The organism is Pseudomonas sp. GW821-FHT01A09 (genome assembly GCF_058986725.1).
Map to the genome: position 1 here is coordinate 141169 of NZ_JBYSWB010000007.1, position 15483 is coordinate 156651.

Consider the following 15483-nt stretch of genomic DNA (forward strand, 5'->3'; position numbering starts at 1 on the left):
GGCGAAATCCGGTCGTTGATTTGGCAACGATGGCGGCGACTATTGAGGTCTTCGGCATCCGCACGAAGCGATAATCGCTACAAGATGTTAGTGATGAATATGTCATGGTCATCGTTTGTTTAGGCTGCACCATTTGATGTGCATGTATATAAAACTAACGAATGTGATTAGGTGAGTATACCTCAACATCAGAGTCTAGCTGGACATTTCGAGCGTGACGTATATGCTTGGCTTTGAATTTGATTATAGTGAGTTTTAGATTAATAGGTATTTTTAAGTTCGGCTGGATATTTGGTAGGCTTGAAATAATTCCTTGAGGATTGTTAGGTAAAAAGATTTTGGAAAAGTAATTTTTATAAGCTTTTATTTTGAGTCCAGTGGAGTTGTGTAGATCTTTGGCAAATGAATGCCCGTTCTCTTCGCCCAAGCGGCAGCTTAAAAGATGTATGCGTTTATAGTTGCCTGGTAGAACGTTATTTGTTTTCAGTAATTGCGCAAGCTCGGCAGCTTCAATCCTCTGGTTGATCGATAGTTGGAATATGCCGTTGCCGCCGTCTCCAGTGATAAATAGGGTCTTGTCCCCTTTGTAGTAATCACTAAACCAAAATGCTTCTGGGCCAAGTACGCCGACCTCTTTTATTTTATAGGTGGAAGTCTTCACCGGTATATTGTCAGCCATTGTTCCGACTAGCACAGATCCTTGCTTACTCCCCTTGGTAAGACGCCGAAATAATTTAACCGGATTAATGCTGAAATGCCCAGACGGGTCTATGCGGTTTGCAGGATCATTTCCCACGTAGGCATAGGCGTTGAGGCCTCCCGCTGCGAAAGGGCTAAAACTATCAGGGCTATGGAATCGCATCAGCAGTGGATTGAATGCTCTGTAGCCATTTCCAAGCAGATAGATGTCAGTGGCAGGCTCATGATAGCTCCCGTTGAATGCGCACGTGGAGCCGATAGAATCATCCGTCTGCAAAAAACCAAAAGGTGAATAGCTCCTGACGCCAATTTTATCCCTATTGACCGCCGCTATTACCGATTGCGTTATGCTTGGTGCCAATAGGGTTGTCTGTGCTTGGGGGCTCATGGCGATACTCCATCGTGATCTTCCAGTCAACCTGACAGGATGAAGGGTTCCCGTCTAGCTCACAGATCTGACAGCTTGCGGATCTGATTTTTGCATGCATAGCGCTTGTCAGCCCTTCCACTGGCCCACCGTCACCAACCCGCCACCCAACCGTCACCCAATGTTCACAGCGGCACTTTATCGTCAGGTCCATGGTCAATAACCCCACGCCCATCTACCACGACGAAAAGGAGTCCCGCATGGACGATTACTGGGAAGAACTGCTCGAATACCGCGCCGCCGAGACCGACCCGCTTGACCTGCCGACGACGCAACCGAGCTTAGGCCTCGCTACTTGATAGAGCTCGGAGCCGTGCACGATGGGCGATCCACCTTGTATTGAGGAGATTGCCCCCTACAGGCTGGAAATGATGTGCCACGGTGTGTTAGACCGGCCCAATCGGGGGCAAGCCCCCTCGCTACATCCTGTGGCCAACGCCTTCAGCCAGCCCCCGCTCCATCGCCGCCAACGACACGCACACATCCCCTAGCAGAAAGTCGAACACCTCGCAGGTGCGCAAAAAATCCCGGTTATCCAGATCATGAAAGGTCGCTCGCGTCAGCAACTGCGCAAGGTCCCGCGCAGCGCGGGCGCGGCAGGTGGCGTCTTCGTGCAGACCGGCGAGTTGGATCGAGGTGTTGCAAGGGCGGTGCGAGGAATTGGCAGCCATATCACTCCATGCAAACAAACGGTGCCACCGCATCGACAAGGGGTGATGGGTGGCAGTTGTGAGAGGGTTCGCGGACCGAGCAAACAAGTAAAATCGCCACACCCGAAGGTGTCCCTCTCACAACCGCCATGACGCGATTGGGTGTTCACAGCAACACCGCTCTAAGAGCGCGCTGACAAGTCTGGCGATGCGCGGACTGCGAAATCCGGTTGTTTATTTGGCAACAACAGTGACGACTATGAAGGTCCCCGGCACCCGTACAAAGCAATAAATCGCTACAAGATGTCAGCAACGAATACATTATATTCATCGCTCGTTTAGATCACGCCATTCGATATGAACGTATATAAGCTAGCGAATGCGCCTGGGTGAGTACACTTCGGCTCTGGTGTCGGGCCGGACACGTTGAACGAGACGTACGTTCTTGAGTTTGTACTTGTAGATCTCATTTTCGATGTTGATAGGAATTTTTATGCCCTTCTGAGTATTTTTTGAGCGCGAAATAATGTTTGCTATGTCTGTACCTGAATAGGTTGTGAAGAGGTCATTTTCATAAGCTTTTATTTTTAGTCCGGTAAGGTTGTGTAGCTCCTGGGCAAATGAATACCCGCTCCCTGCGCCTAAACGGCAGGAAAGAAGATTTATGCGTTTATAGTTTCCTGGTAGAACGTTATTCGATTTCAATAAATCTGCAAGTCCGGCAGCTTCAATTCCAGAGTCTTTTGATAGGTTGATTCGGCCGTTGCACCGTGTGCATGAATAAATAAGGTCTTGTCCCCTTTGTAGTAATCGCTAGACCAAAATGCTTCTGGGCCAAGTACGCCGACCTCTTTAATTTTGTAGGTGGAAATCTTTACACGTGTATACTCAGCCGGCGTCCCGAGTAGCACGGATCCCTGCGTCCTTCCCCTGGTAAGACGCCGAAATAATTTAGCCGGATCAATGCTGAAATGCCCAGACGGGTCTATGCGGTTCGCAGGATCATTTCCCACGTAGGCATAGGCGTTAAGGCCTCCCGCTGCGAAAGGGCTAAAACTATCAGGGCTATGGAATCGCATCAGCAGTGGATTGAATGCTCGGTAGCCATTTCCAAGCAGATAGACGTCGGTGGCAGGCTCGTGATAGCACCCGTTGAAGGCGGATCTGGAACCGATAGAATCATCCGTCTGCAAAAATCCAAAAGGTGAATAGCTCCTGACGCCAATTTCATCGCCATTGATCGCCGCTATTACCGATTGCGTTATGCTCGGTGCCAGTAGGGTTGTCTGTGTTTGGGGGCTCATGGCAATACTCCATCGTGATCTTCCGGCCAATCTGACAGGGGTGAAGGGTTCCCGCCTAGCTCACAGATCTGCCAGCTTGCGTATCTGGTTTTTGCATGCTCAATGTTCGTCAGTCCTTGCGTTGGCCCACCTTCACCAACCCGCCACCCAACCGTCACCCAATGTTCACAGCGGCACTTTATCGTCCGGTCCATGGTCAATAAACCCACGCCCATCTACCCCAACGAAAAGGAGTCCCGCATGGACGATTACTGGGAAGAACTGCTCGAATACCGCGCCGCCGAAACCGACCCGCTGGAACCCGCCGATGACGCCACCGAGCTCTGATCCCGCTACAGGGGAACGCTTCGGGCCGCGCGCCGAAACTCCCCGGGCGTCTGCCCGCACCAGCGCTTGAACGCCCGCTGAAACGCTTCCGCCGAGGCAAACCCCAACAGATAGGCAATCTCGCCAAAGGCCAATTCCGTGTCGCGGATATAGGTCATGGCCAGGTCGCGCCTGGTGTCATTGAGGATCGCGCGAAACTGCGTGCCTTCCTCCGCCAATCGCCGCCGCAGCGTCCACACCGGCAGCTTCAGACGCGCCGCCACCTCGGACAGATCCGGTTCGCGCCCGCCGCTGAGCAACGGCCCCAGCAACTGCGTGATGCGTTCGCCCAGGCGTCGGGTGCGGGTCTGTTGCGCCAGCGCCTGTTCACACAGTGCCAGCAGCTCTTGCCAGGTGCCTGGGCAGTGCGCCGGGTTGCGCAGGGCAAGGCTGGCCTGATCCAGGCGCAGCTGGTTGCCGGCGCTAGCGAATTGCACGGGTGTCACGCTGAGCGGTTGATAGGCAGAGGCGTAGGCGGGCGCTTCGAACTCGATCTCCAGGCGTTGCGCGTGCACCTTCACCCCCGCCACGCTGGACAGCTGCGCCAGCCAGCCACTGAGTACGGCGTCGACCACGAAGCGGTTGTAGGCGTTGTAGGGGCTGATGGAATAGAAGCGCAACCAGGCGCCTTGCGCGTCCTCATCGAAACGCGACTGGCCTCGGTAGTTGGTAGCGTACAACGGCTCGAAGCGGATCATGGCGCGGGCCGCTTCGCCCACCGTCGGTGCTTGCGCGGCGGTGATGCCGGCTAGTCCGGCGTGGGGCAGGCGGCTGCAGGCGCCCATGTACAAGCCCAGTGCCGGCTCTGCGCACAGCTGCGTTGCCGCATGACCAAGGCGCATGTAACGCGGGATCGACAGCCGCGCGCCGGGGCTGGCCAGGCGTTCGGGATCGAGGCCGTAGGCGGCCAGCAGTGGCAGTGGGTCCTGATCGAGTTGGCGAATCGCTGCGGCGAGGCTGTGGATGAAGCCGACGGAGAGGTCGCCGAGGCGTAACGGTAAGGGCGGGCGGGTGTCAGTCATCTGGGGGCACCGGGGAATCTTTCGGGGGCGAACCCCCTCGCTACAGCCATAGGTTGATCAGGCGTGCACCGAAGCCGGCCGGGGCTTCCTCGGCCTGGCCATTGTGCGAGATGAAGCTCTGGCCCTCGGCGACCACGTCCCAGAAACGCCCGTGCATGAATACGCTCAGGCCGGCGCTGATCCCCAAGGGCGCCAGGCCGGCCTGGGTCAAGCCTTGCCAGGCCTGCTGCTCGCTGACTTCCCCGGGCTGGAACGGCATGGCCGCCGGCGGATGGCGGTTGTAGCCGCGCCATGGCGTCTGCCAATGGCCGGGGCCGGCGACGAAGGCGGGGATTGCCAACAGCTGCACGCCCTTGGCCTGCAAGCGTCGGTAGTTGTCCGGGTACCAGCTGTCGGTGCCGATCAACACGCCCAGACGTCCGGCCGGGGTGTCGATCACATCGAGATCGCTTGGGTCGCCGGGCTCCACCAGGCGGCGGTTGTCGCGGTCTGGGAAGACCTGATGGGTAGGCGTACCCAAAGGCGTGCCATCGGCGCCGAACACCACGCTGACATTGAACAGCGAGCCATTGCCGGGGGTCAGCACGCCGTGTTCGACATGAGGGGTGGGCAGCACGATGGAGCCGGCCACCAGGGTCACGCCGAACTCCTTGGCCAACCCGCCGAACAGCGCTTGATAGTCAGCGGCCATTTCGTCGGCCTTCATGCGCAGCCGCGCGTTACGCCCGCGATGGCCGTTGCGGGCGCTGAGCCAGGCCTTGGCGAAGCGCACCGGGTTGCTCAGGCTCAGCCACTGGAAGGCCTCGTCGCGCCCGCGGGCCTGATACACCTCGTCCTTTTCGCCTTTTATCCACAGCCAGCTGCCGATATGTTCCGGCAGGATGACGATGGTCTTGGGGTTGATCAGGCCCAGGTTGCGGGCGTGTTGCAGATAGGCTTCGAGCTTGCGGCGCAGGCGTTCCGGGTCCTGATAGTCGCCGGGGAAGAGTTCAGGCTGGATGCCGAGCAGGTTGCCGTTCTGCCCGGGGCTGCCCTGATCGACCGCGACCTGGATGCGCAGGTCCGAGAGGTAATGCCCGTTGGGGCGCAGCGCCGCCCAGTACCCATAGGCGCCGGCCAGGGCCAGCAGGGCCAGGATCAGCAGCGAGAAGAGAAATTTGCGCATGGTGGTGCAGCGATGCCCGGAGTGTCCGCGATGAAGGTGCGGTGAGACTACGGGAAAGCGGAGGAACGCGGAAGGTTTTACGTCGAGAGGTTTATGTGGAGGGGCGGGTTGCTAGGCGCAAGTCCACCGACTGTGGCCAATGCATCGGGGCGTAAGTCGGAGAGTGGGTCGTCGGTTGAGACGTGGGGATTTCCTACTAGAATTGTTCACATAGAGACTCAATGAAATTTCAGTATGGGCAGATATTTAGAATTGGAAACTGGGCTGAGTATGTCCATGCTCAACTGCAGGGAATGAGCGTTTTTTGAATGCATGACTTTTTTTAGTGGCTATCCTATAAATAATAGCCTACTCATAGTAAAAGGGGTAAATCCATGATTGGAAAAGTGCCGCCACCCTACCAGCCAACGGTTTCGACAAAAACTTTCAATGTCACTCAAAACAGCAGTAGCGGCGCTCTAAAAGACTCAATCAATAGAAATTTTATCAAGATAGATAACTCTTCTGAAAAACTTTTTCGCGTCTTGGGTGACGAGTTTTTGTTAGCCCAAAAAGTCCGGAGCAATAAAAATCTGGAAAATATCTCAAATATAGAATCCCAGCCAAATTTAAAAGGAAGACTTGTTTCTTTAGGGATTACGGTCACTGCAGTATATAACTGGGGTGATGATGGTGAGGCAAAAAATATGGCAAATAAAATTTGCGAGCTATTACCAAGAGCTGAATCAGGTGATATGAGATTAGACCCTGTAATTCCTAAGCGTGGTAAATATTTTATACATAGCCTTGTAAAAAAAGATCACCCCTTAAATGCTACTATTTACTCACAATGCTTAGGCTTTGGTCACAAGTGGAAAGAGGATAGGTATGACCAGCTTACACTTGATCACTTCCAAACCCTCTGGGGGTTATCCAGAACTGCGCCCCCAAAAAATTGATGGAGGGAACGTGATATCAGGTTCTGTCAGAGATCTGCGAAACGCATTTGGGTCTCAAAAATGTTGAGGCTCTGACGCTCAGCACTGACGAAATCTGTCAGTCCGCACAGGCTGGAGGGCAATCAGGACCACCCTCCAGTCTCAAAAAAAAACGCGCCGGCTAACCCAACAGTCACAACACCACGCTACCGATCGATCAAGCCACCCGCGCCTCACGCTGGGCAATCAGTTGGCGGGTCAGCGGAATCAACTTACGGCCGTAATCGATGGCATCTTCCAGCGGATCGAAACCGCGGATCAAAAACGTGGTGATCCCCAGATCGTAATAATCCACCAGCGCCTCGGCCACCTGCTCGGCAGTCCCGACCAGCGAGGTCGAATTGCCCTTGGCACCCAGCAAGCCAGCGACGCCGGTCCACAAGCGCTTGTCCAACCGCGAACCCTGCGCCGCAGCCGCCAGCAGACGCTTGGAGCCTTCATTGGCCGGCTCGCGGCGCACCACGCCTTTTTCCGCAGCCACTTCCTTGGCTCGCTGCAAAATCCGCTCGGCACGGGCCCAGGCTTGCTCCTCGGTCGCCGCCAGAATCGGCCTCAGCGACAGGCTGAAACGCACCTGCCGACCGTGCTTGGCCGCTTCGGCCCGCACCCGTGCCACCACCTCACGCACCTGCTCGTAGGTCTCGCCCCACAAGGCGTAGACATCGGCATGCTTGCCCGCCACTTCGATCGCGGCGTCCGAAGATCCACCGAAATACAGCGGGATCGGCTTGGCTGTCTTGACCGCCGAATGCGCGCCTTCGAACTGGTAATACTCGCCCTTGAAGTCGAACGGCTTCTCGCTGGTCCACTCCTGGCGCAGCACGGTCAGGTATTCATCGGTGCGCGCATAGCGCTCGTCCTTGCCGATGTAGCTGCCGTCGCCGCGCAGCTCCTTGTCGTCGCCGCCGGTAATGATGTGCACCGCGGTGCGGCCGCCATTGAAGGTGTCGAGGGTGGCGAACTGGCGGGCCGCCAGGGTCGGCGCCGCGAAGCCGGGGCGGTGGGCGATAAGGAACTGCAGCTGCTTGGTGACGCTGGCGGCGTGGCTGGCGATCAGGGTGCTGTCCGGGCTGTTGGAATGGAAGGCTACCAAGGCGCGGTCGAAACCGGCTTCTTCATGGGCACGGGCGACCTTCTCGACGTAGTCGGGTTGCAGCACCGGGCCGACCTGCGGGTGGATTTCGGAGCTGTGGTGGCCGGCGATGTAGCCGATGAATTCGATGCTCATGCTGGAGTGCTCATGTTGGAGGCGTTGGGGAATATCTTCGAATAGGGCGCAACGAAGGCCTGCGCTGGGGCAATGGCCATGACCTTAGAAGCATCCACCGCATCTGTGAAATTCGATTTTCTTTTAAGGTAATTACTAAATATTTAGCATATTAGGATATGCATAAAATGAATTTAGCGTATGCATTGGCCGGTGCTAAGGTGGCGCCGACTCGCCGCGCGCGAGCACTCATTGATGGCCACCGTACGTGCGGCGCCGCCCCCGTCATATATGGAGATGTTTCGATGGTCCGCACCCTTATCAACCCGTTGTCGCGCCGCAAGCTGCTCGGTTTCGGCGCCGTGGCCCTGGCCAGCCCGCTACTGCTGTCGACACCGCGCAGCGTCTGGGCCGCCGACGAGCACGAGCACACCGGGCATGGCAGCGCGGACGCAGCGCCGGGGGCCGAGCCGAACGGTACTGGCGACTTCATCAAGCTGGACGCCCCGCAGAAGCTCAAGCTGGCCATCAACCTCAACGCCGTGTGCCTGGCACCGGTGGTGGTCGCCCACAGTGAAGGCTTCTTCAACAAGCACAATCTGGATGTCGAGTTCGTCAACTTCGGTAACTCCACCGAGGTGCTGCTCGAAGCCATCGCCACCAACAAGGCCGACGCCGGTATCGGCATGGCCCTGCGCTGGCTCAAGGCGCTGGAGCAGGGCTTCGACGTCAAGCTCACCGCCGGTACCCACGGCGGTTGCATGCGTCTGCTCAGCGCCAACGGCAGCGCCATCGCCTCGCTGGCCGACCTCAAGGGCAAGGCCATCGGCGTCACCGACATGGCCGCCCCGGACCGCAACTTCTTCTCCATCCTGCTGCAGCGCCACGGCGTCGATCCGGTCAAGGACGTCGAATGGAAGCTCTACCCGGCCGACCTGCTCGGCACCGCGCTGGACAAGGGCGAGGTGCAGGCGATCAGCGGCAGCGACCCGTTCATGTATCGCTTGATCAAAGGCGGCCAGGCCCACGAGCTGGCCAGCAACCTGTCCGAGGAATACGCCAACCTGTCCTGCTGTGTGGTCGGTGTCAGCGGCACCCTGGTGCGCGGCAACAAGCGCGCGGCGGCGGCCTTGACCCAGGCCATTCTCGAAGCCCACGACTACTCGGTGAAGCACCCGGACGTGGTCGCCAAGGGCTTCGAGAAGTTCGCCCTCAACACCAACGCGGCGGAGGTGCAGGCGATCATGCACGACCACACCCATGGTCATCACGCAGTCGGCCAAGCGTTGTCGACCGAGATCGTCACCTACGTCAACGACCTGAAAACCGTCGAGGTGTTCGACTCGAGCACCGACGCGGTGGCGTTCGCCAAGGAGATCACCGCCGATGTCTTCAGTTGATGAATTGACTCACAGCGTCAGCGTCCCGCGCAGCCTGTCCACCCCCGTCGGCTGGCTGCCGGCCGTGGCCGTGGTGGCGTGGCTGGCCGCCGCGCTGCTGACCCGCTTCTATCCCGATGCCACGCGCCACTGGCCGTGGACCGTGGGCCTGGCCAATATCGAACTGGGGTTGGCGCTGATCATCGGTGCCTTGACGCTGTTGGCACCGCGAGCACCGCGGCTGGCCAAGCGCCTGCGCTATCTGGCGCCCTGGCTGATCGCGCTGGCCGTGGGGCTGGCGATCTGGGAACTGCTCACCGCCAAACTGGGGCGCCTGCCGGTGCCGTTCTTCGCCCCGCCGCAGGCATTGGTGGCGGTGTATTTCAGCGACTGGCCGCGGTTGCTCGACAGCCTGTGGAACTCGGCGCTGCTGCTGGGCAGCGGCGTGTTGCTGGGCGCGGTGTGCGGGTTTATCGCCGGGGTGTCGATCGGCTGGTCGCAGGCTATCGGCTACTGGTTGCACCCGCTGTTGCGCATCCTCGGCCCGGTGCCGTCGACGGCGCTGCTGCCGCTGTGTTTTTTCCTGTTTCCCACCAGCTGGAGCGCCAGCGTGTTCCTGATCGCCCTGGCGACCTGGTTCCCGGTCACGGTGTTGACCTGGTCCGGCGTTGCCAGCGTCGACAAGGCCTACTACGACGTCGCTCGTACCTTGGGCGCCAAACCTGGCTTTCTGATTTTTCGCGTGGCGATCCCGGCGGCCTTGCCCCATGTGTTCGTTGGCCTGTTCATGGGCCTGGGCGCGTCGTTCTCGACCCTGGTGGTGGCAGAGATGATGGGCGTCAAGTCCGGCATCGGCTGGTACCTGCAGTGGGCCCAGGGCTGGGCCGCCTACGCCAACATGTACGCGGCCTTGCTGCTGATGGCGCTGGCGTGCTCGGGGCTGATCTCGGCCTTGTTCAAGATTCGTGACCGGCTGTTGGCCTGGCAGAAAGGAGCGGTGAAATGGTAGCCCTGGCAACAGCGACGAGCGCCGACAGCACCGGCTTGGCGTTGCATATCGAAAATCTGAGTCACGCCTTCGACATCGACGGCACCCCCTTGCCGGTGCTGGAAAACGTCAGCCTCGACGTGGCACCGGGGGAATTCGTCGCCTTGCTCGGGCCTTCGGGGTGCGGCAAGTCGACCTTGCTGCGCCTGGTGGCCGGGCTCGAACCGGCCGATCGCGGCACCCTCAACGGCGACGGCCAGCCCATCACCCGCCCGGACCCGAGCCGCGTGGTGGTGTTCCAGGACCCGACCCTCTACCCGTGGCGGCGCGTGTGGGACAACGTCGCCCTGGGCCTGCAGGCGCAAGGCGTGCTCAAGGGCCAGGAGCAACGGGTCGACGCGGCGCTGGCCAAGGTCCACCTGGGCGACTTCGCCCGCGCCTGGCCGCGGCAACTGTCCGGGGGCATGGCGCAGCGCGTGGCCCTGGCGCGGGCGCTGGTCAATGAACCGCGTTTGCTGATTCTCGATGAGCCGCTGGGCAAGCTCGATTCGCTTACCCGCATCGCCATGCAGAAGGAGCTGATCGAGCTGTGGCAGCGCCAGGGCTATACCGCCTTGATGGTCACCCACGATGTCGAAGAGGCACTGCTGATGGCAAACCGCATCATCGTCTTCAGCGACCGCCCGGCACGGGTCAAGTCCGAGATCGTGGTGGAGCGGGGGTATCCGCGGCGCCGGGACGATCCGTATCTGGTGGAGCTGCGTACGCAGATTTTGGCGTCGTTGGGGTTGGGGTAGCGAATGCGTGCCCGGCACTCGGCCATGGGTGGAGCGGTCCGAACACAGGTCCGGCTGGGCCAATGACGCCACGCAATTCACGCAAAAGTATTGGATCGACAGCGCCGGCTATGACCCGAGCGACTTGAGCGGTCTGGATGCCGCTCTCAGCGACTTCATCGCTCACGATACCCAAAAGGAATTGACGTACCTGGCGCAGACCACCCAACTGGCGGCGAGTAATCAGGACTATGCGGCGGTCATTCAGGCGGGTGGCAGTGTCAACATCACCTCTGCCAACCAGATCAACAACAGCGTCACCCGCGTAGGCTATGACTACGTCGGCGCCGGGCCACGTACCAACACCGACGCGGCAGGCACCGCGTTCTCTACCCACGTGTCGCTGAATCAGCAACTGCCGCCCGACCTGGCCCAAAAGGCAGTCGATCCGGTATCGCTCCCAGGCTTCACCCTGCCCACCGGCCAGAACGGTCTGTTCCGCCTCAGCGGCACCGGCAGCAGTACCGCGAGCGGCGCCACCGCTAGCTGGTCGCTGGGCGGTACCCAACTGACCACCAGCCAACACCAGGCCGCCACCAGCGCCGGCCAGGCGCTTGCGGTGCCGGTGAGTGGCACTACCGCCAGCACCATCAGCGGTGCACAGACGCCAAGCGCCAGCACCACCAGCATCGCTCGCGTGCAAGGGGTACCGGACACCAGCGCCCAGTCGCAACCGCAGAAATACCTGATCGAAACCAACCCCGCGCTCACCAACCTCAAGCAGTTCATGAGCTCGGACTACATGCTTGCCGCGCTGGGCTACGATCCCGACGCCAGCGCCAAGCGCCTGGGCGACGGTCTCTATGAACAGACCCTGGTCGACCAGGCCATCGTTGCCCGTACCGGCGCGCGCTTCATTGACGGCCAGACCAGCGACACCGCGCAGTTCAAATACCTGATGGACAACGGCATCGCCGCCCAGCAGCAACTGAACCTCAGCGTCGGCACCGCCTTGTCCTCCGAGCAAGTCGCAGCCCTGACCCATGACATCGTGTGGATGCAGAGCGAAGTGGTCGACGGCCAGACCGTGCTGGTCCCCGTGCTCTACCTGGCCAATGCCAACAATCGCCTGGCGGCCAACGGCGCGCTGATACAAGGCACCGACGTCAACCTGATCGCCGGCAGCGACCTGAACAACGCCGGTACCCTCAAGGCCACCGGCAGCCTGTCGGCGATCGCCGGCAACAACCTGGTCAACAGCGGCCTGGTGCAATCTGACAGCCGCCTCGACCTGCTGGCCGGCAACAACCTCACCAACACCGCTGGCGGCATCATTGCCGGGCGCGATGTTAGCCTGACCGCCGTCGACGGCGATGTCAGCAACGAGCGCAGCATCACTACCCACCAGAGTGCCCTGGGCTCGGCCACCGAGCGCACCGACCTGGTCGACAGCGCCGCCCGCGTCGAAGCGGCGGGTAGCCTGACCATCAATGCCGGGCGCGACGTCAACAACACCGGCGGCGTGCTCAGCAGTGGTACCGGCACCACGATCACGGCCGGGCGCGACGTCAATATCGTCGCCGCGCAAGCCATCGATGCGAGCACCCGGACCAGCAAGTTCACGCGCTCCACCACCACGCAGGACAGCGCCAGCGTCACCGCCGGTGGTGGTCTGAGCATCACCGCCGGGCGGGATCTGGCGGTGACCGCGAGTCAGATGAAGGCGGGCGGCAACGTTGCGTTGTCGGCGACGGACAACGTCAGTGTGTCGTCGGCGGCGGATGAGGCGCATAGCTATACCGCGAGCAGCCACAAGAAGTGGCAGAACGATGACGTTACCCAGGTGGCGAGCACGGTCACTGTGGGTGGCAGCGTCGCCGTCGGCGCCGGCCAGGACCTGACCCTCACCTCAAGCAACGTCACCGCTGGCACCGACGCGTATCTCTACGCCGGTGACAAGCTGCAAATGCTTGCCGCGCAAGACAGCGGCTACTCGCTGTACGACATGAAGAAAAAGGGCAGCTTCGGCAGCAAGAAACTGCAGCACGACGAAGTCACCCAAACCACCAACGTCGGCAGCAGCGTCACCACCGGCGGCAACCTGACCTTGGCCAGCAACGGCGACCAGCTGTACCAGGCCGCCAAGCTCAACAGTGGCAACGACCTGACCGTTGCCAGTGGCGGCGCCATCACTTTCCAGGGGGTCAAGGACCTGGACCAGGAGACCCACACCAAAAGCAGTTCGAACCTCGCCTGGACCAGTGCCAAAGGCAAAGGCAACACCGACGAGACCCTGCAGCAGACGGAGATGGTCGCTCGTGGCAAGACGGTGATCACAGCCGTCAACGGCTTGAATATCGACGTCAAGCAGATCGACAAGCAGACCGTCAGCCAGGTGATCGACACCATGGTGGCGGCGGATCCGAAGCTGGCGTGGCTGAAGGATGCCGAGGCGCGGGGTGATGTGAACTGGCAGCAGGTGAAGGAGGTTCATGACTCCTTCAAGTACAGCAATTCTAGCCTCGGTGAAGGGGCGATGCTGGCGATCATCATTGCGGTGACGGTCTTGACGGCTGGGGCGGCTAGTACGCTGGCGGCATCGGCCGGTAGTGCTGTCGGTGCTGGCTCGACCATGGCCGCAGCGACAACTGCTACTGCTGCAACTGCAGCGACCGCTACCACCGCTGCAACAGCGGCCACGGCTGCTACGGCAGCCGGCTTAGGGAACGTGATAGCCACAGGCGCTTTGACGTCATTGGCGAGTAGCGCAGCGGTTAACGTAATTAACAACAAAGGCAATCTTGGAGCAGCGCTGGCCGATACGTTCAGTTCCGCCAACCTAAAAAATGTCGCGATTTCTGCCATTGCCGCAGGCGCGCTGGATTATGTCGACAGCACCTATTTTCCCGACACCAGCGGCACGGGTAATGGATCGAAAGTCATCACCTCGGGTGTGCAAAGTCCCGGTTATTCACCGGCACAGCTCAGTTGGGCGAACGCCGAAAATACGGTCTTGCGCACCGGAGCCAATGCACTGGTTAGCGCAGGAATTACGACCGCAATCGGTGGTGGGAGCTTTACCAAGAACCTAGGTGCGGCGGCAGTAGGTGGCGCTGTTGACCTTGGCGCTTCTGTTGGCAACCAGGCTGTGGGTGATCTTGCCGATGACGTTGCGCGAAGTCTGAACGTGACAACGGCTGAAGCTACGAAACTGATTCTTCATTCGTTGCTCGGTGGTTTGATTTCGAAAGCTGAGGGTGGCGACTTCGCCGCCGGGGCGGTGGCAGGTGGTGTGGCTGAAGGATTGACTCCAGTTGCGAACAAGCTGCTAGCGACTTATGTAAGTGATCGCTTTGATGTCGGCGACCTGAGTGGTGCAGGGAGTCAGGCGAAGATCTCCACGGCACAGATCATCGGGTTGATTTCGGCGAGCGTGGCGGGAGGGAATGCCGCGACGGGTAGCCTGATTGGCGGGGCCGGCGAGAAATATAACCAGCAGGAGCATGAGAAGAACGTAGTTGAGGAGATGGACTACGAGCTTCGCAAGGAAGAAGGGTTACCGATCCCGGTTCAGGAGGCGGAAGATTTAGGCAAGCCTGAGGTATTGTCGGTAGTACCAGGTTTGCCTATGGACGGGATTGGACCTGCAGGGAGCGGCGCCAAATCAGGGGTGCCTGACGGGAGCTTTACCCCGAATCCAGGTATCACAGTTCCATACGCCAGACCCTCCAAAGCTGGTCCACACGATGCACAGAGAGCTTTTGTGCAGGGCCGGCCTTGTGTTGATTGCGGCGTGGTGACCAGCAATCAGGTTGCCGATCACATTGATCCATTGGTCGTGCAATACTATAGAGATGGAGCGGTGGACACACATGCTCAAAGCATCACTAGATGCAGTTCAGCCCCACTGTCCAAGCTGTTCTGCAAGCCAAGGAGGGCAGTTAGGTGCATTTGGCAAAGCAATGAGAAAATTTTTTGGATTTTAGTAATGAAAATTAATAGCTATGAACAGCAGAAAATAGTATGTAGTAGGTTTGCTGTGCCGTACTTCTTTTGCGATGAATCGCTCAAGGTGGGAGTCTCGTCAAACTTGAAATATGGCGCTCGTCCTATCCACGGAATGCGTATTCAGCCAGATTTGGGGACAACTGGATGGTTTATTTGGGTTGGAGATTTATCGAGTGAAGAAGATTTCTTCAAACCATTACATGCCTCACATTTAGCGAGCTGGGCGCCGTTGGTCATGCCCTACTTGGGGTTGCCACCGGGGTGGCGTTTTTTGATTGCTGAGGGTTCCGAGGATGTATGGCATGATCCTGATTTAATATCGGTCAAATAAATATGATGTCCATTTCGGCGGAAATATCTTAAAAATGGGGGTAAATTATATGCTGGGCCTTTTCCTGAAAATACGTACTACGATAATGCGTTGTATTCGGCTACACCAATTTCTATGAGCTTTCTGAAAAATATGCAGCACGTTTCGGCTCGCCAAGTATGGATAGCGTCGAGCCAGAGGAATT

Annotated in this window: 12 protein-coding genes; 6 read left to right on the forward strand and 6 right to left on the reverse strand. The window is 59.0% G+C overall.

The window, feature by feature from the left end:
- Positions 1-154: 154 nt before the first annotated feature.
- The 3 genes from AC3WJP_RS11015 to AC3WJP_RS11025 form a co-directional block, all read right to left on the reverse strand.
- Positions 155-1087 carry an RHS repeat-associated core domain-containing protein gene (locus tag AC3WJP_RS11015; RefSeq protein WP_493721296.1) on the reverse strand — a complete coding sequence of 311 codons (933 nt, stop codon included), beginning with the start codon at positions 1085-1087 and terminating at the stop codon, positions 155-157.
- A gap of 458 nt (positions 1088-1545) precedes the next feature.
- Positions 1546-1797 (reverse strand): hypothetical protein, encoded by a 252-nt coding sequence (locus tag AC3WJP_RS11020; RefSeq protein WP_493721297.1) that lies wholly within the window; start codon positions 1795-1797, stop codon positions 1546-1548.
- 680 nt (positions 1798-2477) lie between these two features.
- Positions 2478-3080, reverse strand: a complete 603-nt coding sequence (locus tag AC3WJP_RS11025) for an RHS repeat-associated core domain-containing protein (protein ID WP_493721298.1) — start codon at positions 3078-3080, stop codon at positions 2478-2480.
- A 192-nt stretch (positions 3081-3272) separates the two neighbouring features.
- Here AC3WJP_RS11025 and AC3WJP_RS11030 point away from each other — a divergent pair, with 192 nt between their 5' ends.
- Positions 3273-3407: a hypothetical protein gene (locus AC3WJP_RS11030; RefSeq protein WP_493721299.1), complete on the forward strand. Its 135-nt coding sequence runs from the start codon at positions 3273-3275 to the stop codon at positions 3405-3407.
- A gap of 5 nt (positions 3408-3412) precedes the next feature.
- Here AC3WJP_RS11030 and AC3WJP_RS11035 read toward each other — a convergent pair whose 3' ends face one another.
- Together AC3WJP_RS11035 and AC3WJP_RS11040 are read right to left on the reverse strand one after the other, a co-directional pair.
- Positions 3413-4468 (reverse strand): AraC family transcriptional regulator, encoded by a 1056-nt coding sequence (locus tag AC3WJP_RS11035; protein ID WP_493721300.1) that lies wholly within the window; start codon positions 4466-4468, stop codon positions 3413-3415.
- 40 nt (positions 4469-4508) lie between these two features.
- A complete protein-coding gene (locus AC3WJP_RS11040) occupies positions 4509-5633 on the reverse strand; it encodes a carbon-nitrogen hydrolase family protein (RefSeq protein WP_493721301.1) in 1125 nt (374 codons plus the stop codon).
- A gap of 374 nt (positions 5634-6007) precedes the next feature.
- Here AC3WJP_RS11040 and AC3WJP_RS11045 point away from each other — a divergent pair, with 374 nt between their 5' ends.
- Positions 6008-6571 carry a hypothetical protein gene (locus AC3WJP_RS11045; RefSeq protein ID WP_493721302.1) on the forward strand — a complete coding sequence of 188 codons (564 nt, stop codon included), beginning with the start codon at positions 6008-6010 and terminating at the stop codon, positions 6569-6571.
- Between the two features lie 196 nt (positions 6572-6767).
- Here the strand turns inward: AC3WJP_RS11045 and AC3WJP_RS11050 are convergent, their stop codons facing one another.
- Positions 6768-7838 (reverse strand): LLM class flavin-dependent oxidoreductase, encoded by a 1071-nt coding sequence (locus tag AC3WJP_RS11050; protein WP_493721303.1) that lies wholly within the window; start codon positions 7836-7838, stop codon positions 6768-6770.
- Between the two features lie 284 nt (positions 7839-8122).
- Between AC3WJP_RS11050 and AC3WJP_RS11055 the strand changes: the two genes are divergently transcribed.
- From AC3WJP_RS11055 to AC3WJP_RS11070, 4 genes are read left to right on the forward strand one after another with little or no spacing between them, the layout of a single operon-like run.
- Entirely contained in the window at positions 8123-9217 is a 1095-nt protein-coding gene (locus AC3WJP_RS11055; RefSeq protein WP_493721304.1) for an ABC transporter substrate-binding protein, read from the forward strand.
- On the forward strand, positions 9204-10205 hold the full coding sequence (locus tag AC3WJP_RS11060) for an ABC transporter permease (RefSeq protein WP_493721305.1): 1002 nt from the start codon (positions 9204-9206) through the stop codon (positions 10203-10205). Before AC3WJP_RS11055 ends, AC3WJP_RS11060 begins: the two co-directional genes overlap by 14 nt.
- Positions 10199-10981: an ABC transporter ATP-binding protein gene (locus AC3WJP_RS11065; protein WP_493721306.1), complete on the forward strand. Its 783-nt coding sequence runs from the start codon at positions 10199-10201 to the stop codon at positions 10979-10981. Before AC3WJP_RS11060 ends, AC3WJP_RS11065 begins: the two co-directional genes overlap by 7 nt.
- 7 nt (positions 10982-10988) lie before the next feature.
- Positions 10989-15299, forward strand: coding sequence for an immunity protein Imm33 domain-containing protein (locus AC3WJP_RS11070; protein ID WP_493735670.1), 4311 nt, complete (start codon positions 10989-10991; stop codon positions 15297-15299).
- Positions 15300-15483 lie beyond the last annotated feature (184 nt).

Excerpts from the sequence above, each read along its gene's own strand:
- AC3WJP_RS11015 (WP_493721296.1), bottom strand. The coding sequence starts at position 1,087 with ATGAGCCCCCAAGCACAGACAACCCTATTGGCACCAAGCATAACGCAA.
- AC3WJP_RS11020 (WP_493721297.1), bottom strand. The coding sequence starts at position 1,797 with ATGGCTGCCAATTCCTCGCACCGCCCTTGCAACACCTCGATCCAACTC.
- AC3WJP_RS11025 (WP_493721298.1), bottom strand. The coding sequence starts at position 3,080 with ATGAGCCCCCAAACACAGACAACCCTACTGGCACCGAGCATAACGCAA.
- AC3WJP_RS11030 (WP_493721299.1), top strand. The coding sequence starts at position 3,273 with ATGGTCAATAAACCCACGCCCATCTACCCCAACGAAAAGGAGTCCCGC.
- AC3WJP_RS11035 (WP_493721300.1), bottom strand. The coding sequence starts at position 4,468 with ATGACTGACACCCGCCCGCCCTTACCGTTACGCCTCGGCGACCTCTCC.
- AC3WJP_RS11040 (WP_493721301.1), bottom strand. The coding sequence starts at position 5,633 with ATGCGCAAATTTCTCTTCTCGCTGCTGATCCTGGCCCTGCTGGCCCTG.
- AC3WJP_RS11045 (WP_493721302.1), top strand. The coding sequence starts at position 6,008 with ATGATTGGAAAAGTGCCGCCACCCTACCAGCCAACGGTTTCGACAAAA.
- AC3WJP_RS11050 (WP_493721303.1), bottom strand. The coding sequence starts at position 7,838 with ATGAGCATCGAATTCATCGGCTACATCGCCGGCCACCACAGCTCCGAA.
- AC3WJP_RS11055 (WP_493721304.1), top strand. The coding sequence starts at position 8,123 with ATGGTCCGCACCCTTATCAACCCGTTGTCGCGCCGCAAGCTGCTCGGT.
- AC3WJP_RS11060 (WP_493721305.1), top strand. The coding sequence starts at position 9,204 with ATGTCTTCAGTTGATGAATTGACTCACAGCGTCAGCGTCCCGCGCAGC.
- AC3WJP_RS11065 (WP_493721306.1), top strand. The coding sequence starts at position 10,199 with ATGGTAGCCCTGGCAACAGCGACGAGCGCCGACAGCACCGGCTTGGCG.